The 18,142-nt window shown below is 62.6% G+C and carries 19 protein-coding genes; 10 read left to right on the forward strand and 9 right to left on the reverse strand.

Features of this window, described 5'->3' with window-relative positions:
- The first annotated feature begins 11 nt into the window (after positions 1-11).
- The 3 genes from dusA to ACZ9A3_RS15045 all read left to right on the forward strand — a co-directional run bounded on the left by dusA (position 12) and on the right by ACZ9A3_RS15045 (position 4,143).
- A complete protein-coding gene (dusA, locus tag ACZ9A3_RS15035; RefSeq protein ID WP_195884676.1) occupies positions 12-1,022 on the forward strand; it encodes a tRNA dihydrouridine(20/20a) synthase DusA in 1,011 nt (336 codons plus the stop codon).
- A 125-nt stretch (positions 1,023-1,147) separates the two neighbouring features.
- Positions 1,148-2,071 carry a transaldolase gene (tal, locus tag ACZ9A3_RS15040; protein WP_476252877.1) on the forward strand — a complete coding sequence of 308 codons (924 nt, stop codon included), beginning with the start codon at positions 1,148-1,150 and terminating at the stop codon, positions 2,069-2,071.
- A 176-nt stretch (positions 2,072-2,247) separates the two neighbouring features.
- Positions 2,248-4,143, forward strand: a complete 1,896-nt coding sequence (locus ACZ9A3_RS15045; RefSeq protein WP_258594332.1) for an alkaline phosphatase D family protein — start codon at positions 2,248-2,250, stop codon at positions 4,141-4,143.
- Positions 4,144-4,183: 40 nt separating this feature from the next.
- Here ACZ9A3_RS15045 and rssC read toward each other — a convergent pair whose 3' ends face one another.
- A complete protein-coding gene (gene rssC, locus ACZ9A3_RS15050; protein ID WP_038994382.1) occupies positions 4,184-4,666 on the reverse strand; it encodes an anti-sigma factor antagonist RssC in 483 nt (160 codons plus the stop codon).
- Positions 4,663-5,847, reverse strand: coding sequence for a two-component system response regulator RssB (gene rssB / locus ACZ9A3_RS15055; protein ID WP_045194857.1), 1,185 nt, complete (start codon positions 5,845-5,847; stop codon positions 4,663-4,665). The genes rssC and rssB overlap by 4 nt, the downstream gene beginning before the upstream one ends.
- Positions 5,848-6,109: 262 nt before the next feature.
- Here rssB and ACZ9A3_RS15060 point away from each other — a divergent pair, with 262 nt between their 5' ends.
- Positions 6,110-6,409, forward strand: coding sequence for a PilZ domain-containing protein (locus ACZ9A3_RS15060; RefSeq protein WP_045194861.1), 300 nt, complete (start codon positions 6,110-6,112; stop codon positions 6,407-6,409).
- A 53-nt stretch (positions 6,410-6,462) separates the two neighbouring features.
- Here the strand turns inward: ACZ9A3_RS15060 and ACZ9A3_RS15065 are convergent, their stop codons facing one another.
- Entirely contained in the window at positions 6,463-7,164 is a 702-nt protein-coding gene (locus ACZ9A3_RS15065; RefSeq protein WP_045194864.1) for an MlaA family lipoprotein, read from the reverse strand.
- A 190-nt stretch (positions 7,165-7,354) separates the two neighbouring features.
- Here ACZ9A3_RS15065 and ACZ9A3_RS15070 point away from each other — a divergent pair, with 190 nt between their 5' ends.
- Both ACZ9A3_RS15070 and ACZ9A3_RS15075 read left to right on the forward strand, forming a co-directional pair.
- Positions 7,355-7,915: a hypothetical protein gene (locus tag ACZ9A3_RS15070; protein WP_045194865.1), complete on the forward strand. Its 561-nt coding sequence runs from the start codon at positions 7,355-7,357 to the stop codon at positions 7,913-7,915.
- 124 nt (positions 7,916-8,039) lie between these two features.
- On the forward strand, positions 8,040-8,303 hold the full coding sequence (locus ACZ9A3_RS15075) for a DUF4404 family protein (RefSeq protein WP_093380787.1): 264 nt from the start codon (positions 8,040-8,042) through the stop codon (positions 8,301-8,303).
- Positions 8,304-8,347: 44 nt separating this feature from the next.
- Here the strand turns inward: ACZ9A3_RS15075 and queF are convergent, their stop codons facing one another.
- Both queF and ACZ9A3_RS15085 read right to left on the reverse strand, forming a co-directional pair.
- The gene (gene queF / locus ACZ9A3_RS15080; protein ID WP_258594337.1) at positions 8,348-9,178 is read right to left on the reverse strand and encodes an NADPH-dependent 7-cyano-7-deazaguanine reductase QueF; all 831 of its coding nucleotides are present in this window, start codon (positions 9,176-9,178) and stop codon (positions 8,348-8,350) included.
- A 68-nt stretch (positions 9,179-9,246) separates the two neighbouring features.
- Positions 9,247-9,738: a cupredoxin domain-containing protein gene (locus ACZ9A3_RS15085; protein ID WP_045194873.1), complete on the reverse strand. Its 492-nt coding sequence runs from the start codon at positions 9,736-9,738 to the stop codon at positions 9,247-9,249.
- A gap of 156 nt (positions 9,739-9,894) precedes the next feature.
- Here ACZ9A3_RS15085 and ACZ9A3_RS15090 point away from each other — a divergent pair, with 156 nt between their 5' ends.
- Together ACZ9A3_RS15090 and ACZ9A3_RS15095 are read left to right on the forward strand one after the other, a co-directional pair.
- Entirely contained in the window at positions 9,895-10,575 is a 681-nt protein-coding gene (locus ACZ9A3_RS15090) for a heavy metal response regulator transcription factor (RefSeq protein ID WP_045194874.1), read from the forward strand.
- Positions 10,572-11,921 carry a heavy metal sensor histidine kinase gene (locus ACZ9A3_RS15095; protein ID WP_476253339.1) on the forward strand — a complete coding sequence of 450 codons (1,350 nt, stop codon included), beginning with the start codon at positions 10,572-10,574 and terminating at the stop codon, positions 11,919-11,921. The genes ACZ9A3_RS15090 and ACZ9A3_RS15095 overlap by 4 nt, the downstream gene beginning before the upstream one ends.
- A 66-nt stretch (positions 11,922-11,987) precedes the next feature.
- On the opposite strand, the gene ACZ9A3_RS15100 is transcribed toward ACZ9A3_RS15095, so the two are convergent.
- The 3 genes from ACZ9A3_RS15100 to ACZ9A3_RS15110 form a co-directional block, all read right to left on the reverse strand.
- Positions 11,988-13,232, reverse strand: a complete 1,245-nt coding sequence (locus tag ACZ9A3_RS15100) for a lipoprotein-releasing ABC transporter permease subunit (RefSeq protein WP_093387417.1) — start codon at positions 13,230-13,232, stop codon at positions 11,988-11,990.
- A gap of 72 nt (positions 13,233-13,304) precedes the next feature.
- Positions 13,305-13,988 carry a lipoprotein-releasing ABC transporter ATP-binding protein LolD gene (lolD, locus tag ACZ9A3_RS15105; RefSeq protein WP_176794235.1) on the reverse strand — a complete coding sequence of 228 codons (684 nt, stop codon included), beginning with the start codon at positions 13,986-13,988 and terminating at the stop codon, positions 13,305-13,307.
- A gap of 7 nt (positions 13,989-13,995) precedes the next feature.
- On the reverse strand, positions 13,996-15,246 hold the full coding sequence (locus tag ACZ9A3_RS15110) for a lipoprotein-releasing ABC transporter permease subunit (RefSeq protein ID WP_045194878.1): 1,251 nt from the start codon (positions 15,244-15,246) through the stop codon (positions 13,996-13,998).
- 94 nt (positions 15,247-15,340) lie between these two features.
- Between ACZ9A3_RS15110 and ACZ9A3_RS15115 the strand changes: the two genes are divergently transcribed.
- Together ACZ9A3_RS15115 and ACZ9A3_RS15120 are read left to right on the forward strand one after the other, a co-directional pair.
- Complete coding sequence (locus ACZ9A3_RS15115; RefSeq protein ID WP_093380777.1) at positions 15,341-15,928, forward strand: PilZ domain-containing protein; 588 nt, start codon at positions 15,341-15,343, stop codon at positions 15,926-15,928.
- Positions 15,929-15,956: 28 nt separating this feature from the next.
- Positions 15,957-16,679, forward strand: coding sequence for a glycerophosphodiester phosphodiesterase (locus ACZ9A3_RS15120; RefSeq protein WP_045194882.1), 723 nt, complete (start codon positions 15,957-15,959; stop codon positions 16,677-16,679).
- A 42-nt stretch (positions 16,680-16,721) separates the two neighbouring features.
- Here the strand turns inward: ACZ9A3_RS15120 and sthA are convergent, their stop codons facing one another.
- Positions 16,722-18,116 carry a Si-specific NAD(P)(+) transhydrogenase gene (gene sthA / locus ACZ9A3_RS15125; RefSeq protein WP_038994353.1) on the reverse strand — a complete coding sequence of 465 codons (1,395 nt, stop codon included), beginning with the start codon at positions 18,114-18,116 and terminating at the stop codon, positions 16,722-16,724.
- Positions 18,117-18,142 lie beyond the last annotated feature (26 nt).

Here is an 18,142-nt window from a genome sequence, read left to right on the forward strand (position 1 = left end):
GTAACTAAAAAATGCCTCTAGAATCCGCCTCAACCCCAGTAAACCCGCGCCCTGAGCCGTCTCGCCGGTTCAGTGTTGCGCCTATGATGGACTGGACTGACCGCCACTGCCGGTTCTTCCTGCGCCTGCTGTCCAGCAACGCCCTGCTCTACACCGAAATGGTCACCACCGGCGCCTTGCTGCACGGTGATGCCGAGCGTTTCCTGCGCCATAGCGAGGCCGAGCATCCGCTGGCGCTGCAGTTGGGCGGCAGTGTGCCGGCTGATCTGGCCGCCTGCGCCAAGCTAGCCGAGGCCGCAGGCTATGACGAGGTCAACCTCAACGTCGGCTGCCCAAGCGATCGGGTGCAGAACAATATGATTGGCGCCTGCCTGATGGGCCATCCGGCGCTGGTTGGCGATTGCGTGAAGGCGATGCAGGATGCGGTGCAGATTCCGGTGACGGTCAAGCACCGCATCGGTATCAATGGCCGCGATAGCTACGCCGAGCTGTGTGATTTCGTCGGTCAGGTGCGTGATGCCGGTTGCCGCAGTTTTACCGTGCATGCGCGTATTGCGATTCTTGAAGGCTTGTCGCCGAAGGAGAACCGTGAGATTCCGCCGCTGCGGTATGACGTCGCCGCGCAGTTGAAGGCCGACTTCCCGGACCTTGAGCTGGTGCTCAACGGCGGGATCAAGACCCTGGCGGAATGCCAGGAACACTTGAAGGTTTTCGACGGGGTGATGCTCGGGCGCGAGGCTTATCACAATCCGTATCTGTTGGCCGAAGTTGACCAGCAGTTGTTCGGCAGCAGCGCGCCGGTGATCAGCCGCAGCGAAGCGCTGGCCAAATTGCGCCCTTACATTGCTGCGCACCTGGCCTGCGGCGGCGCCATGCATCACATCACCCGGCATATTCTCGGCCTTGGCCAGGGCTTCCCGGGGGCGCGCAAGTTTCGCCAGTTGCTGTCGGTGGATATCCACAAGAGCAAGGACCCGCTGGCCCTGCTCGACCAGGCCGGCGAGCTGCTGCAGGGGCGTTAACCCCGGAACCTGTGCGCGCTTTGGCACTCGAAGGCTTATCCCCTTCGCCCCGCCTGCCAGCCAGCCCTTGAGCGGCTGGCAGCGCTCGGGTAATGTCGATCCATTGCACAGGACAGAGCACGCCCATGACTTCCAAGCTGGAACAACTCAAGCAGTTCACCACTGTGGTTGCCGACACCGGTGATATTGATGCCATCAGCCGCTTGAAACCGGTCGATGCCACCACCAACCCTTCGCTGCTGCTCAAGGCCGCGGCCATGCCTGGCTATGCCGAGCTGCTCCAGCAATCGGTCGCGCACAGCAAGGGCGATGTCGGCCTCGCCTGTGACGCCTTTGCCGTGGCGGTTGGCGCCGGCATTCTCAAGGTGATTCCGGGGCGTATCTCCACTGAGGTCGACGCCCGCCTGTCCTTCGACCAACCGGCGCTGCTGGCCAAGGCCCGGCAGTTGATCGAGCTGTACGACCAGGCCGGTATCGGCCGTGACCGGGTGCTGATCAAACTGGCCTCGACCTGGGAAGGCATCCGCGCCGCCGAGGTTCTGGAAAAGGAAGGCATCCAGACCAACCTGACCCTGCTGTTCTCCTTCGCCCAGGCCCAGGCTTGCGCCGACGCCGGGGTGTTCTTGATTTCGCCGTTCGTGGGGCGCATCTACGACTGGTACAAGAAGTCCACCGGCAAGGACTATGTCGGCGCCGAAGACCCGGGCGTGCAGTCGGTGACGCGCATCTACGATTACTACAAGACCAATGACTACAAGACCGTGGTCATGGGCGCGAGCTTTCGCAATATCAGCCAGATAGAGCAACTGGCCGGCTGTGACCGCCTGACCATCAGCCCTGAGCTGCTGCAGCAGTTGAGCGATGATCAGGGCGAGCTGCCGCGCATCCTCAAGCCTGGCAAAACCGGCGAGGCGCGCCAGCAGTTAACGGAGAGCCAGTTCCGCTGGGCGTCGAACGAAGATGCCATGGCCACCGAGAAACTGGCCGAGGGGATTCGCCAGTTTGCCCGGGACCAGGAGAAGCTTGAGGCGTTGTTGGCAAAGGCCTGATACAAATCTGGGTTTGCCAGTGAGGGGTGCAGCGTAGAGCATCTTATCGGCCTTCAGGGCCTCATCGCGGGTCAAGTCGAGTCGTCGCACCGCCGCTCCCACCCATCAAGTGGGAGCGGCGGTGCGACGACTCGACTTGACCCGCGATGCTTTCGACTTTGCTTTCAGAGATGTTGATGTCTGAATCTTCCGAATTACCCGCAGTACTGGCCGGGCCTTTACTGCGCCGCCTCGAACCCACCCGGATGGTGTTCTGGCTGGTAGCCTCCACGCCACTGCAGGCCGAGTTGCACCTGAGCTGCGCAGGCATTACTGCCGACATCCACTGCACGGTTGTGCCGATTGGCCGCCAGGCGTTTGTCCACCTGCTCGACATCAGCCTCGACAGCCCGCTGCCATGTGACGAACAGATCGACTACGACCTGATTGTCAACAACCAAGGTATCGCCGAGTACGCCCCGCACCTGCTTTACCCCGGCGCGCAACGGCCGAATTTCGTCCTGCGTTCACACCTGGAGCACCTGCTCCACGGCTCCTGCCGCAAACCCCACCACCCGGCGGCCGACGGCCTGCTGTGCGCCGACCGCCTGTTGCTGGAGCACCCCACGCCATTGCAGCGCCCGGCCCTGCTGATGATGAGCGGTGACCAGGTGTATGCCGACGATGTCGCCGGGCCCATGCTGCGCGCCATACATGCGCTGATCGAGCGCCTGGGGCTGTTTGGCGAGCACCTGCAAGGTGCGGTAGTCGATGACAGCGCCGCGCTCTACCAGCACCCGGCCAGCTATTACCACCGCGCCGACCTGCTGCCGGCACTGGAGAGCAACGAAACCCTGCGCGAGCGCTTTTTCGGCGGCACGCGCAAGCCGATCTTCACCAGCAGCAACGCCGACAACCACCTGGTGACCTTCGCCGAAGTCATGGCCATGTACCTGCTGGTCTGGTCCCCGCTGCCCTGGGGCCTGATCGACGTGCAGATGCCACCCGGCCTCAATGCCGAGCGCCAGGCCCGCTACCGCCAGGAACAGCAACTGATCGACGGCTTTGCCAGCGGCCTTGGCGGGGTGGCGCGGGTATTGGCACATTTGCCGAGCCTGATGATTTTCGATGACCACGACATTACCGATGACTGGAACCTGTCGGCGCAATGGGAAGAAACCGCCTACGGCCACCCGTTCTCCAAGCGCATCATCGGCAACGCCCTGCTCGGCTATATGCTGTGCCAGGGCTGGGGCAACAACCCGGATGCCTTTACCGGGCTACTGGAGCATTGCCAGGCCTTCAGCCACAGTGCCGACGCCGATGACTACCTCGACACGCCGCTGCAGGATGCGCTGATCAACGAAGTACTGCGCTTTCAGGGCTGGCAGTTCGTCCTGCCCAGCAGCCCGGCGCTGCTGGTGCTCGATACCCGCACCCGGCGCTGGCGCAGTGAAAGCAACTTCAACAAACCCTCGGGCCTGCTCGACTGGGAAGCCTTAAGCGAGCTGCAACAGGCGCTGCTCGACCATCCTTCGGCGATCATCGTCTCGCCGGCGCCGATCTTCGGCGTCAAGCTGATCGAGAGCGTGCAGCGGGTATTCAGCTGGCTGGGTTATCCGCTATTGGTCGATGCCGAGAACTGGATGGCCCATCGCGGCGCGGCGCAAGTGATCCTGAACATCTTCCGCCACTCGCGCACACCGGGGCACTACGTGATTCTTTCCGGTGACGTGCACTACTCGTTCGTCTATGAGGTGCTGATCCGCCACCGCCAGCGCGCCCCGCACCTGTGGCAGATCACCAGCAGCGGCATCAAGAACCAGTTCCCCAAGCGCCTGCTGGACACCTTCGATCGCCTAAACCGCTGGCTGTACTCGCCGCGCTCACCGCTCAACTGGTTTACCAAGCGCCGGCAGATGCAGGTGATGCCGCGCACACCCGCGCACAGCAAGGCCGGCGAGCGGCTGTGGAACAGCGCGGGCCTGGGCCAGGTATTTTTCAATGAACAGGGGCAGCCGGCGCGGATTTTCCAGCTCAACGCCGATGGCAGCGCGGCGACCGAGTTTCCACCGCGCGAAGCTGACTGTTAAGTGATTTTTGACCGGCGCCAGAACGGCGCCCGGTCAACGATCAGGTGCGCTCGAGGGCGTTGACCAGGTCGTGGAAGGCTTCGCGGTTGGAATCGTTCAGACCCATGAGGATCTTGTGCGCCTCAAGTACCTTGGAGCGCACCACGTCTTCGTTCTGATCCTGCGACGGCAGGTCGGTCAGGCATTCCGGGCACGGGATCGGCCGGTCAACGATGTTGAACACCTGATCGAAACCCATCGACTGCAACAGGCGGGTGATGTCGGCGTGGGTGGTGACCACCGTCGGCAACAACCCGACCTTTTGCCGCGACAGGATCGAGAGCTTGGCCAGCAAGCCCAGGGTGGTGCTGTCGATGCTGTGGGTTTCTGTCAGATCGATGACGATCGCCGAGAAATTCAGCGCCGTGAAGATCTTTTCAATCGTCGCATCCAGCGCCGAACACAAGGTCAGGCGCACTTCACCGACAAACTTCAGCACGAAGGTGCCATTCTGCTCGGCGAACTGGATTCTACCCGTACTCATTGAAGGTTCCTGCTCAACACCAATAGGGCGATATCATCCGGCATCTCCCCAAGCGTAGCTAATCCGAATCGTTGGCGCAGCCCATCCAGACTACCGCCTGCGGCCTTGATGATTTCAGGCAGGGCCGCCTCTTTATCTTTGAGTGTGTCACCGGGCAAAAGGTCCAGAATGCCATCAGACAGCAGGGTCAGGCTGAACTGCGGCGGCAACTCCAGGACGTGGTCCTGGTAGGTAGCCTCCTCGAACAAGCCGACCGGCAATCCGCGGCCCTCCAGATAACGGCTCTGGCCCGGGGTGTACAGCACTGGCAACGGCAGGTGACCACCGATGCTGTAGGTCATGATACCGGTGTCTTCGTCGATCACGCCGCCGACCATGGTCACATGCTTGCCCAGCTTGCAGTTGATCAGGCCGCGGTTGATGTGTCCGAGTACTTCCGACGGTTTGAAGTCACGCAAGTTGCCGCCGCGCTTGAATTCGAACAGCAGGCGCGTGGTCATGAACTTCAGCAGCACGGTGACGAAGGCCGAAGACGCGCCATGCCCGGAAACGTCTGCCAGGTAAAAGGCAATTCGCCGGTCATCGACACGGAAATAGTCGGCAAAGTCGCCCGACAGGTATAACGACGGAATGATCTGGTGCTCGAACGACAGGTCGTCGGCCACCCAGGGGCTTTCCGGCAGCATGTTCATCTGCACCTGACGCCCGGCGGTCTGGTCTTCCTGCAGCAGGTGCAGGCTGGCCTCAAGCTCGCGGTTGGCGGTTTCGAGCTTTTCCCGGTAGCGCTGGTTTTCCAGCACCAGACGCGCGCGGTCCAGGGCCCGGCGTACCGAATGCTCGAGCACCGCGAGGTCTTCGAGGGGCTTGATCAGGTAGTCGGCCGCGCCCAGGCGCAGGGCCTCGACGGCGTCGTTCATCACCCCGGCGCCCGATACCACGATCACCGGCAGTTCCGGCGCGCGCTCGGTTACCTGGCGAATCAGCTCCAGGCCGCCCATTTGCGGCATGCGCAGATCGCAGATCACCAGATCAGGATGTTCCTGTTCGAAGACCTGCAGGCCCTGCTGGCCATTGGCTGCCTGCAGGACGCTGAAACCGCTGTCTTCCAGGTAGGCGGCAAGACTCGCACGTACGACGTCGTCGTCATCGATTATCAGCAGCGTTGCACTGGTTTTCTGCATGTGGGCAAACGGCGCCAGGAATAGGTTGGGCGTAGGTGAGCATCGGCCCACGTACTGGATTCACTTCGAGCTACTCTTCTATGAGTTGTAGGACATCAAAACCTGTCCGGCAAATAGCAGAGGTGCCTTGTAAGGCGCAGACGGTACTCCCATCCGCCGGGCGTTTCAAGGGCACACCGATGGTCGCCGATGCTCTTTACAGCCGAAAGCACCGGGAGTTATAAAAACCCCTCCAACCGCAACGCAATGAAAGGATGCCGAGATGAGCTCAGGGCCCATGGACTACAGCGAGAAGCGCGATTTCATTCGCATGCGGGTGGAAGCAGATATAAGCCTGATCCACCAGGGGCAGGTCATCGCCGCCGTCTGCCTCGACCTCTCCAGCAGTGGCATGCAGGTCCAGGCGCCGCAGCCGTTCACGGTTGGCGATCAACTCGAGGTGCGTATCGACTCCGACCATCCGGCACTCAAGGGCCTGGAAGCGAGCACAGAGGTGGTGTGGATTGCCGACCAGCAAGACGGCAAGCAGAAACTCGGGCTGCGCATCCTCAGCATGAAATAATTGCAGACACAAAAAAGGCGACCTGAAGGTCGCCTTTTGTTTACCCGCTCGGATCAGAAGTCGTCGACGACGGCGCCATCCTTGACCTTGAATTCGCGATTTTGCAGGTATGCATTGCGAATGAAGATGTATTTGTCGCCATTGATCAGCTTTTCAGCCGACAGCAGGCTCGCGCGGGTGTCGACCACATCGACGGCGGCGGCGGTGTTGCGGGTCGGCACGTGGTCGATGTAGCGGTAGGGTTCGGTGTAGGTGTCCGGGTACTTGCCGATGGCATCGCGCACGGTGCTCGGGCCGAGCAACGGCAGCATTACGTACGGGCCGCTGCTCACGCCCCAGTAGCCGAGGGTCTGGCCAAAGTCTTCGTCATTGCGCTGCAGGCCCATCTTGGTGCCGACATCGAAGAACCCGCCAATACCGAAGGTGGTGTTGACGATCAGCCGCGCAGTATCAACCCCGGCGGCGTGCGGCTTGAGCTGCAGCACGTTGTTGGCCAGGTTGGTGACGTCGCCCAGGTTGCGGAACATGTTGTGGATGCCGTCTTCGAGGAACTGCGGGGTGACCGCCTGGTACCCCTGTGCCAGCGGCTTGAGCGCGTAGGTGTCGAGCGTGTCGTTGAAGCGGAAGATCGGCCGGTTGATGCTTTCCCAGGGATCTTCTTCAGTGGCCGCCTGGGCCGCGACGACAGGCGCCAACAGTAGGCCGGCACAGACACAAGCCCGGGTCATCCGATCGATCAGGCCGATCCTACGCATAGTGTTACTCCTCGAACTAGGCAGACGCCGCGCGTCCTACGCCAAAAAATGAAGCAAGTATAAAGGCTCTGCTGCCGTTAAGCAGCTTGGCATAAACAACGTCGCAAAAATGTGAACAACTGTGTATCGGCAGCGTCACCAAAAAGTAACAACCCAAGCGTAGCCTGCAAAGTATTTCAGGGACGTTGCCATGCCAGACTCCCCCGCCATCACTGCCCTGCTGTTCGGCTTGCGCGGCTGCCTTGTCGAAGTGAACCCGGGCTCTGATGCCCAGGCACCCTGCCCCACTCCGGGCGCGCTGCCCACCCTTGACTGGCTGTATCAGCAAAAGGTTCCCTGTGCCTGGCTCGATGAGCTGCCGGCTGCAGACGGCAAACAAATGGCCAGCCCCTTGCCGGCCTGGCTCAATGCCTTCCCGGCCTGCAAGACCCCCTGGCCGGCACCGGATGCCTGCTGGCAGGCACTGATGAGCCTCAGGGCGGGCAAACTCGACGGTTGCGTGCTGGTCAGTGGCGAACCACGCCTGCTGCAGTCGGGCCTCAACGCCGGGTTGTGGACCATCGGCCTGGCCGCCTGCGGGCCCAGCAGCCAGTGGCAAGCCCTTGGCCCCAAAGAGCAGGAACGCCAGCGTGGCCAGGCCACCTTGCAGTTGTTTGCCCTGGGCGTGCACTCGGTGATCGACCACCTCGAAGCCCTGGCCGACTGCCTGGCAGACATCGGCCAGCGCCGGCGCAAAGGTGAAAAACCCTGAAACAGCACCTTTGATCAGGGTCATGCAAAGCGCTGGCCGGTGGATTACTCTAGTAGGCAGGGCATGGACCTTTCACCCGCTAACGGGGTCCATGACTGTGCCTATTCATAGAGGGAGAACACCCATGCCTGCCCGCGAACTGCAAGAGCAACTTGACGCCCTGCGCGAGCAACTGGAGCAAAATCCACCGCTCACCGAAGAAGAGCGAGCCGATCTGCATGTATTGATGCAACAAATTGAGGCGAAGATAGAACTGGAAGCCAAGACCCCGGACAACAACCTGGTCGATGGCGTCAACCTCGCCGTGGAGCGCTTTGAAGTCGAGCACCCGGGCCTGACCGCCACCTTGCGCAATATCGTTCAGAGCCTGCAAAGCATGGGCATCTAAGCCCGCCGGAATAAAAAAGCCCCGTCATCGAACGGGGCTTTTCGTTACTGGCGAACCAGTCGCAGGTTCTCCAGGGTCACCTGTGAAGTACTGCGGTACGGGTTGATGTCCAGGCCGCCGCGGCGCACGTAACGGGCATAAACCGTCAGGTGCTCGGGGTTGAGCAGGCGCTTGAGGTCAAGGTAGATGCGCTCGACGCACTGCTCATGGAAGTCGGCATGCTGGCGGAAGCTGATCAGGTAGGTCAGCAGGCTGGCATGCTCCAGCGCCGCGCCACGGTAGTGCACGGTGACACTGCCCCAGTCCGGCTGGCCGGTGACCGGGCAGTTGGACTTGAGCAAATGGCTGTGCAGGGTTTCTTCAACAATGTTGTCGCTGTCGCAGCGCAGCAACTCCGGCTGCGGTTGCTCGTAGTTGCTGATGCTGACATCCAGCTCGTCGATGCACACGCCCGGCAAGCCGACCACGCCCTGCCCTTCGACCTCGGCCAGGCTGCGGACCTGCACGCCCACCGGCTTGCCGGCGGCAGCCGAGAGGTCCTTGACCAGGCATGCCTGCAGGGCAGCGGGCGATTCGAACACGGTCTGGTTCAGCGAGTTGAGGTACAGCTTGAACGACTTCGACTCGATGATGTTCGGCGAGTCGGCCGGGATGGCGAACTCACCGATTGCCACCACCGGCTTGCCCGACGCCAGCAACCAGGACAGCTCGAAGCAGTTCCAGAAATCGACGCCCTGCCATGGCAGGGTCTGGGCGCTGACGCCCAGCTCGGCCCATTTTGCCGCCCGCGGGATCGGGAACAGCAGCGAGGGTGTGTAGGTGGAGACGTATTCGCTGGATTTACCCAGCGGAGAATGTTCGGCGGCAGGATGCATGGCTAAAACCTGTAGGAGCAAATGCGCCTAGTTTATCGGTTTTAGGCCATGCTTTGGGCAATCGGCTGTTATTGGCCGATGGTCAGCTTGCCGACCATGCCCGCTTGATAATGACCGGGCACGTTGCAGGCGAACTCGATTGGCGTCGACTGGCTAAAGGTCCAGGTCAGTTCAGCGCTTTTGCCAGGTTCGACCATCACCGTGTTCGGATCGTCGTGCTGCATGCTGGCGTGATTCATGTTGCCGTGGCCCATGGCCGAATGGTCCATCTGGCCCTGCATGGCGAGCATTTCTTTCTGGTGCCTGGCGTGCATCACAGCATCGCCGAGGCTGAACTCATGGACTACCGCGCCCTTGTTGATTAGCACGAAGCGCACGGTCTCCCCGGCCTTGACCTCAAGGCTGCGCGGCGCGTAATACATGTCGCCCATCACCACCTCGACGCTGCGGGTGGCCTTGCTCGCAGGCGCAGGCTGGCCGAAGGTGTAGGAATGCGCGGGCGACGCCAAGGCTGGAAGGCTGAACAGCGCCAGTGCGCCAATGATAAAAAGGTGTTTCATTTCAAGCCCACTCCAGGGTTGCGACGGTTCAGGCTTCACTGTAGAAAATCGCCGCTGGCAGTCACCTGACAAAAACATTACAACTTTGTCAGCTTGGCCACCCGCCACGCCCGCCGCGGTATAACCCTGCGGCAATCCACGTAAAAGAGCCAGCCGATGAAATTGTTGATCGTCGAAGACCAGACCAAGACCGGCCAGTACTTGTGCCAGGGCCTCAGTGAAGCGGGCTTTGCCACCGAGCTTGCCAGCGACGGCAATACCGGCCAGCACCTGGCCCTGACCGGCGACTATGACTTGCTGATCCTCGACGTCATGCTGCCGGGCCGCGATGGCTGGCAGATCCTTCAGGCGGTGCGCGCCGCCGGCCTGGAAATCCCGGTGCTGTTCCTCACCGCCCGCGACGCCGTCGAAGACCGCGTGCACGGCCTGGAACTGGGCGCCGACGATTACCTGGTCAAGCCGTTCGCCTTCTCTGAACTGCTGGCACGGGTGCGCAGCCTGCTGCGCCGCGGCAGCAGCCCGGCACAGGAAACCAGCCTGGGCCTGGCCGACTTGCGCCTGGACCTGATCCGCCGCCGGGTCGAACGCACAGGCCAGCGCATCGACTTGACCGCCAAGGAGTTCGCCCTGCTCGAACTGCTGCTGCGCCGCCAGGGCGAAGTGCTGCCCAAATCGCTGATCGCCTCGCAGGTGTGGGACATGAACTTTGACAGCGACACCAACGTCATTGAAGTGGCGATCCGCCGCCTGCGCCTGAAGATCGACGATGCCCACGACAACAAGCTGATCCATACCGTGCGCGGCATGGGTTATGTGCTTGAAGAGCGCAGCGCCTGATGCGCCGCCTGTCCCTCGGTAGTCGCCTGGCACTGCTGTTTGCCGCCTGCACGGCAGTGGTGTCGCTGACTGCCGGTATCCTTTTTAGCCGCGCCAGCGCCACCCACTTCATCGAGCTCGACCAGCAACTGCTCAACAGCCGCCTGTCACTGCTGCGCCAGATGCTCGAAGGCGTGGACGACCCGGCCAGCCTCGCCCCGCGCCTGCCTGCCCTGCAAACCGAACTCAGCCACCAGGCCGACCTTGCCGTGCGCATTCGCGGCCGGGACGGGCGCATCTGGTTCGACAGCCAGGCCGGCCTGCCCGAGTCGCCGCAAGTGCTCGGCCTGAGCACCCTGCACAGCAGCGGCGTCGACTTTCGCAGCCTGTGCGTCAACCTCAACGGTGGCGACGCGCAGCTGACGCTGTTTCTCGACATCACCCACCATCAGCATTTCCTCCAGCGCATGCAGCAGCTGATCTGGCTGACTGTCGGCCTTTCGGCGCTGGCGACCGCGTTGCTCGGCGCCTGGGCCGCGCGCAGCGGGCTGCGGCCACTGCGGCAGATGGGCGAAGTGGCCTCCGGGGTGTCGGCACGCTCGCTGACCACACGCCTACCCGAAGGGCAAATGCCGGTGGAGCTGGCAGAACTGGCGCAGACCGTCAACGCCATGCTCGAACGCCTGGACGATGCCTTTCAGCGCCTCTCTGCGTTCTCTGCCGACATTGCCCACGAGCTGCGCACGCCGCTGTCCAACCTGCTGACCCACACCCAGGTAACCCTGACCCGGCCGCGCAGCCTGGATGAATACCGCGAGGCGCTGCACAGCAACCTCGAAGAGCTGCAATGGATGGCGCAACTGGTCAACGACATGCTCTACCTGGCCAAGGCTGACCACGGCTTGCTGATGCCCAGCCGCCAGCATCTGGCGCTGGAGGACGAGGCCGATGCCTTGCTCGAATACTACGCACCGCTGGCTGAAGATGCCGAGATAAGCCTGAGCCGTGAGGGCCAGGCGCCGCTTGCCGGCGACCGGCATATGCTGCGCCGGGCGCTGTCCAATTTGCTTGACAACGCCCTGCGCTTTACCGCGGCCGGCGGCGAGATACGTGTGACCATCGAGCGACACCAAGACGGAGTAAGGCTGCAGGTGGCCAACCGCGGTGAGCCGATTGACCCGGCCGTGCTGCCGAAGCTGTTTGATCGTTTCTACCGGGCAGACCCGGCACGGCGCGAAGGCAGCAGTGAGCATGCGGGGTTGGGACTGGCGATTACCCGCTCGATCGTACAGGCGCACGGCGGGCGTATTCGCGGGGAGTCGGCTGGGGGCTGGACGCGGTTCGTGATCGACTTGCCGACGGTGTGAATACCATCGCGGGGCAAGCCCGCTCCTACAGCCGGTGTAGGAGCGGGCTTGCCCCGCGATCAGCCATCACTCGTAACGCAAGGCGTACGCCGGCTCTACCTGCGAAGCCCGCCAGGCCGGGTACAGGGTGGCCAGGAAGCTCATGATCAGGCCGGCGCTACAGATCAGCGCCACGTCGCCCCATTGCAGTTCCGACGGCAAGGTACTGATGAAGTACACGTCCGAGGTGAAGATGTGCTGGCCGCTGACACGCTCCAGCCAGCCGACGATCTGGCTGACGTTGAGCGCGGCAATCACCCCCAGCACGCCGCCGATCAAGGTACCGACGATACCGATCAGGCTGCCCTGGACCATGAAGGTGCCCATGATCTGCGCCGGCGTTGCGCCGATGGTGCGCAGGATGGCGATGTCGGCGCCCTTGTCGTTGACCACCATGATCAGCGTGGCAATGATGTTGAACGCCGCCACGGCGATGATCAGCAGCAGCAACAGGCCGATCATGGTCTTTTCCATCTTCATGGCACTGAACAGGCTGCCCTGGGTGTGGGTCCAGTCATCGGCGCGGTATTGCTCGCCAAGGCTTGTGGTAATCGCCTTGGACACCTGCGGCGCCGCGTACAGGTCCTTGACCTTGAGGCGCACGCCCTGCACCTGGTTCGGCGCCCAGCGCTGCATCTGCGCGGCGTCGGCCATGTGCATCAGGCCCAGCGAGCCGTCGAGCTCGGCGCCAACCTTGAATACCCCGACCACGTTCAGGCGCTGCATGCGCGGGGTGATGCCACCCGGCGCGCTGCTGACTTCGGGCACGATCAGGGTCAGTTTGTCGCCGACATTGAGGCGAAAGCGGCGCGCGGTGATTTCACCGATGACCACGCCGAACTCACCCGGCTTGAGGTCTTCAAGGCTGCCCTGGACGATATGCTGGGCAACGATCGAGACCTTGCCCTCCTCGGCCGGGTCGATGCCGCTGACCTGGATCGGCTGCATCGAGCCCTTGTAAGAGAGCATGCCTTCCATCTCGGTCAGTGGTGCGGCGGCGATCACTTCAGGGTTTTTCAAGGCTTGCGCCGCCACCGGCCGCCAGTCGTCCAGCGGCTGGGCACCGAGCACGCTGGCGTGCGGCACCATGCCGAGGATGCGCGAGCTCATTTCGCGCTGGAAGCCGTTCATCACCGACAGCACCACGATCATCGCCAGCACGCCCAGGGACAGGCCGATCATCGAGGTCATGGAAATGAACGAGATGAAATGGTTGCGGCGCTTGGCGCGGGTGTAGCGCGCGCCGATGAAAATAGACAAGGGTCTGAACATGAACGAAAGCACCCGGGTAAAGAAAAGGAACCAGGTGCCCGCCTGACAGCGGCGGGCACGTTGCGCGGGCAATCAGATCGGTACCAGGTGCCCGTCTTCCAGGCGCAGTACGCGGTCCATCTGGCGCGCCAAGTTGAGATCGTGGGTCACCACCAGGAAGGCCGTCTGCGAAGAGCTGCTGAGCTCCTGCATCAAGTCCTGGATACCCTGGGCGGTGTGATGGTCGAGGTTGCCGGTAGGCTCGTCGAGCATCACCAGCCCCGGACGGTTGACCAGCGCCCGGGCGATGGCCACGCGCTGGCGTTCGCCACCGGACAGCTCGGCCGGCTTGTGGCTCAGGCGATGGCCCAGGCCGACGCGCTTGAGCAGCGCTTCGGCGCGCTCGCGGGCTTCGGGGATGGCGGTGCGACCGATCAGCAGCGGCATGCACACGTTCTCCAGCGCCGTGAACTCCGGCAGCAGGTGGTGGAACTGGTAGACGAAGCCCAGGGCGCGGTTGCGCAGCAGGCCACGGGCGCGTTCGCCCAATGCCGAGAGCTCTTCGCCGGCCAGCCAGACGCTGCCTTCGGTCGGGGTATCGAGGCCGCCGAGCAGGTTGAGCAAAGTACTCTTGCCTGAACCGGAGCTACCGACGATCGCCACCCGCTCGCCCGGGTGCAGCTCCAGCTGCAGGCCGGACAACACCTGGACTTTCTCCGGGCCTTCCTCGTAGGACTTGCCCAGGTTGCGGCAACTCAGCACTGCTTTATCACTCATGCCCAACTCACTCATAACGTAGCGCCTCCGCAGGCTGGGTGCGTGCCGCACGCCAGGCCGGATACAGGGTGGCGAGGAAACTCAGGACCAATGCCGCGCCGCAGACCATCCACACGTCCTCGGCCATGATCTGCGATGGCAGGTAGTCGATGAAGTAGACGTCGGCATTGAGGAACTTGTGCCCGATCAGGGTCTCGATGCCGGCAATCGCGGCGCTGACATTGAGCGCGGCGAAAATGCCCACCAGCGCGCCGATCAGGGTGCCGACCACGCCGATCACCGTGCCCTGGACCATGAAGATGGCCATGATCTGCCCCGGCGTCGAGCCCAGGGTGCGCAAGATGGCGATGTCGCCCTTCTTGTCGTTGACCACCATCACCAGGGTGGAAATGATGTTGAACGCGGCCACCGCGACAATCAGCAGCAACAGCAGGCCGATCATGGCTTTTTCCATGCGGATCGCCTGGTACAGGTTGCCGTGGCTACGGGTCCAGTCGCGGGCGTAGAACTCCTGCTCGCCCAGCTTCTGGGCGATGTCCCAGGCAACCCGGGGGGCCTGGAACAGGTCGTCGAACTTCAGGCGCAGGCCCTGCACCTGGTCGGCTTTCCAGCGGTGCAGGCGCGACAGGTCCGACAGGTTGGTCAGGCCCAGGTAGCCGTCGATTTCACCGGCGCCGACATGGAAGATGCCGACCACGGTAAAGCGCTTCATGCGCGGGAACATGCCGGCCGGAGTGACGGTGACCTCGGGGGCGACGAAGGTCAGTTTGTCACCGATGCCGACGCCCAGCTTGGCCGCCGCCTTGTCGCCGATCATGATGCCGAAGCCGCCAGGGGCCAGGTCATCGAGCTTACCCTCGCGGATAAAGTCGTCGATGATCGAGACCTTGCGCTCCTGGGCCGGGTCGATGCCGTTGAGCAGCACCTTCTGCACCTTGCCGTCATGGGTCAGCAGGCCCTGCATCTGGGTGAAGGGCGCCACCGCCAGAACCTGCGGGTTCTGCTTTACTTGACTGGCAAGGGCGGGCCAGTCGTTGATCGGCTGGCCGGTTTCCAGTGTGGCGTGGGGCACCATGCCCAACACCCGGGTGCGCATCTCGTGATCGAAGCCATTCATGACCGACAACACCACGATCATCACGACAACGCCCAGGGCGAGGCCGATCATCGAGGTCAGGGAAATGAACGAGACGAAGTGGTTGCGACGCTTGGCACGGGTATAACGCGTGCCGATGAATACGAAGAGAGGTCTGAACATGTCGGGGCTTGTTCGGATGAAAGAGGAACGTCCTTGTGGCGGGGCTTGATTAGCAGCTTTACACTCAGACCACCGCCGCTACCATGGGTTCGCCATGTCGACATTAGATGAAGAAGATCGCCGCGAATACTACCGTATCGAGGATCGGATCGCACTGGAAATTAGCCCGTTGAGCGCCGCCGAAGCGCTTGGCACAGACTTGTTGCAAGATACTTCACCGCTGTTCAACCTGCTCAGTGAACTGCACCTGAGCGAGTTCGAGTCCCAGCACCTGCTGCGCCAGCTCAGTGACAAGGACCGCACCCTGGCGGCCTTTCTCAAGGCCCAGAACAAACGCATCGACCTGCTCAGTGCCGTGGTTGCGCAGACCCTGCTCGGGCAATTGAGCGCGCCGCAGGCGGTAGTGCTGTCCGAGGGCGGCATCGAGTTCAACCGCGCCGAGCCGCTGGCGGCCGGCGAGCGCGTGGCCGTGAAGATGGTGTTGATGCCCCAGGCCCTGGGCCTGCTGCTGCGCGCCAAGGTCACCCATTGCGACCACCAGGCCGACGGCCAGTACGAGATCGGCACCGAGTTCGTCGACACCACCGACGCCCAGCGCCAGCTGCTGGCCCGCTACATCCTGCAACGCCAAGCGCAACAACGACGCCAGGCCCTGGAGCAGAACGACCCAAGCGCCTCCTGAGTTTCACTTATTTGTTGAAGGAACAGACGTGACCACGATTTACGGCCACCGCGGCGCCAAGGGCGAAGCCCCCGAAAACACCCTCACCAGCTTCCAGCAGTGCCTCAAGCATGGCGTGCGCCGCTGCGAGCTCGACCTGCACCTGTCGGCTGACAACCAGCTGATGGTGATTCACGACCCCAGCCTCAAGCGCACCACCGGCCGGCGCGGCAAGGTGGTTGAACATAGCGCCGCCGACCTTGCCACCTACGACGCGCGCAAGGGTGGCCCGGGCTGGGTCTCGCCCTGCCCGATCCCGCGACTTGAGGAGCTGTTTGAAAAGTGCGATTTCGAGCACTGGCAGCTTGAGGTCAAGAGCGCCTCGCGCACCCGCGCCGCCACCACTGTGCTGGCGATCCGCGAAATGGCCCAGCAGTTCGGCCTGCTCGACAAGATCACCATCACCTCAAGCTCACGGGAAGTGCTGGGCGCAGCGCTGGAGCTGACTCCGGATATTTCCAGGGGACTGGTGGCCGAGTACGCCTGGCTCGACCCGCTGAAGGTCGCCCAGAACTACGGCTGCAACTTGCTGGCGTTGAACTGGACACTGTGCACCCCCGAGCGCCTGATCAAGGCCCAGCGCCAGGGTTTGCACGTGTCGGTGTGGACAGTCAACGAGCCGGCGCTGATGCGCAGGCTCGCCGACTTCGGCGTAGACAGCCTGATTACAGACTTTCCCGGTTTGGCCAGCGCCACCCTCGAGAATCGCTGAAATCGGTCTCCCCGGCCGGCTCAGGCCACCGGCCGGAGCCGCTCAAAAAAGCCGGTTGAGGCCGTCGTAAGCCGCTACCCGATAGGCTTCGGCCATGGTCGGGTAGTTGAAGGTGGTGTTGACGAAGTACTTCAGGGTATTGCGCTCACCCGGCTGGTCCATGATCGCCTGACCAATGTGAACGATCTCCGAGGCCTGGTAGCCGAAGCAGTGCACGCCGAGGATTTCCAGGGTTTCGCGGTGGAACAGGATCTTCAGCATGCCTTGTGGCTCACCGGCAATCTGCGCCCGGGCCATGCTCTTGAAGAAGGCCTTGCCCACTTCATAAGGCACCTTGGCCTGGGTCAGCTCCTGCTCGTTCTTGCCGATCGAGCTGATCTCCGGAATGGTGTAGATGCCGGTCGGCACATCGTTGACGAAGCGCCAGCTGCCATTGTCGACGATACTGCCGGCAGCCGAGCGGCCCTGGTCGTGGGCGGCACTGGCCAGGCTCGGCCAGCCGATCACGTCACCGGCACCGTAGATGTTCGCCACGTGGGTGCGGTAGTTTTCGTCGACTTCGATCTGGCCACGGCTATTGACCTTGATGCCGATGTTTTCCAGGCCCAGCTTGTCGGTGTTGCCGGTACGGCCGTTGCACCAGAGCAAGGCATCGGCCTTGATCTTCTTGCCGGATTTCAGGTGCAGGATCACCCCGTTGTCCAGGCCTTCGACACGCTCGTACTCTTCGTTGTGGCGCACGGTGATGTTGTTGTTGCTGAAGTGGTAGCTCAACGCCTGGGAGATTTCCGAGTCGAGGAAGCTCAGCAACTGGCCGCGGTTGTCTACCAGCTCTACCAGCACACCCAGGCCGCTGAAGATCGAGGCGTACTCGCAGCCGATCACGCCGGCGCCGTAGACGATCAGTTTGCGCGGGGTGTGGCCGAGGCTGAGGATGGTGTCGCTATCGTAGATTCGCGGGTGGTGGAAATCGATATCGGCCGGGCGATACGGGCGCGAACCGGTGGCGATGATGATGTGCTTGGCCACCAGCTTCTCGACCACGCCGTTGGCGCAGACCACTTCGATGGTCTGCTCGTCGGCGAAGCTGCCGGTGCCGAAGAACACGTCGACGCGGTTGCGGGCGTAGTAGCCGGTGCGCGAGGCCACCTGCTTGGAGATCACCTTCTCGGCGCTTTTCAGCACGTCGGGGAACGAGAACCAGCGCGGCTCACCAATGGCCCGGAACATCGGGTTGGTGTTGAACTGCATGATCTGGCGCACCGAGTGACGCAGGGCCTTGGACGGAATGGTACCCAGGTGGGTGCAGTTGCCGCCGACCTGGCGACGGCTATCGACCATCGCCACCTTGCGTCCTGCTTTGGCAGCATTCATTGCCGCCCCTTCTCCTGCGGGGCCGGAACCCAGCACCACTACGTCGTAGTTGTAGACAGCCATGCGTACTCCTTCAGAACAGGCCCACG

Source organism: Pseudomonas sp. TE4620 (genome assembly GCF_056279045.1).

Coding starts and splice junctions, on each gene's coding strand:
- ACZ9A3_RS15100 (WP_093387417.1), bottom strand. CDS start 13,232: ATGTTCAGACCCTTGTCTATTTTCATCGGCGCGCGCTACACCCGCGCC.
- ACZ9A3_RS15085 (WP_045194873.1), bottom strand. CDS start 9,738: ATGAAACACCTTTTTATCATTGGCGCACTGGCGCTGTTCAGCCTTCCA.
- lolD (WP_176794235.1), bottom strand. CDS start 13,988: ATGAGTGATAAAGCAGTGCTGAGTTGCCGCAACCTGGGCAAGTCCTAC.
- ACZ9A3_RS15065 (WP_045194864.1), bottom strand. CDS start 7,164: ATGCGTAGGATCGGCCTGATCGATCGGATGACCCGGGCTTGTGTCTGT.
- ACZ9A3_RS15090 (WP_045194874.1), top strand. CDS start 9,895: ATGAAATTGTTGATCGTCGAAGACCAGACCAAGACCGGCCAGTACTTG.
- ACZ9A3_RS15045 (WP_258594332.1), top strand. CDS start 2,248: ATGTCTGAATCTTCCGAATTACCCGCAGTACTGGCCGGGCCTTTACTG.
- sthA (WP_038994353.1), bottom strand. CDS start 18,116: ATGGCTGTCTACAACTACGACGTAGTGGTGCTGGGTTCCGGCCCCGCA.
- dusA (WP_195884676.1), top strand. CDS start 12: ATGCCTCTAGAATCCGCCTCAACCCCAGTAAACCCGCGCCCTGAGCCG.
- rssB (WP_045194857.1), bottom strand. CDS start 5,847: ATGCAGAAAACCAGTGCAACGCTGCTGATAATCGATGACGACGACGTC.
- ACZ9A3_RS15060 (WP_045194861.1), top strand. CDS start 6,110: ATGAGCTCAGGGCCCATGGACTACAGCGAGAAGCGCGATTTCATTCGC.
- rssC (WP_038994382.1), bottom strand. CDS start 4,666: ATGAGTACGGGTAGAATCCAGTTCGCCGAGCAGAATGGCACCTTCGTG.
- ACZ9A3_RS15075 (WP_093380787.1), top strand. CDS start 8,040: ATGCCTGCCCGCGAACTGCAAGAGCAACTTGACGCCCTGCGCGAGCAA.
- ACZ9A3_RS15115 (WP_093380777.1), top strand. CDS start 15,341: ATGTCGACATTAGATGAAGAAGATCGCCGCGAATACTACCGTATCGAG.
- ACZ9A3_RS15110 (WP_045194878.1), bottom strand. CDS start 15,246: ATGTTCAGACCTCTCTTCGTATTCATCGGCACGCGTTATACCCGTGCC.
- tal (WP_476252877.1), top strand. CDS start 1,148: ATGACTTCCAAGCTGGAACAACTCAAGCAGTTCACCACTGTGGTTGCC.
- ACZ9A3_RS15070 (WP_045194865.1), top strand. CDS start 7,355: ATGCCAGACTCCCCCGCCATCACTGCCCTGCTGTTCGGCTTGCGCGGC.
- queF (WP_258594337.1), bottom strand. CDS start 9,178: ATGCATCCTGCCGCCGAACATTCTCCGCTGGGTAAATCCAGCGAATAC.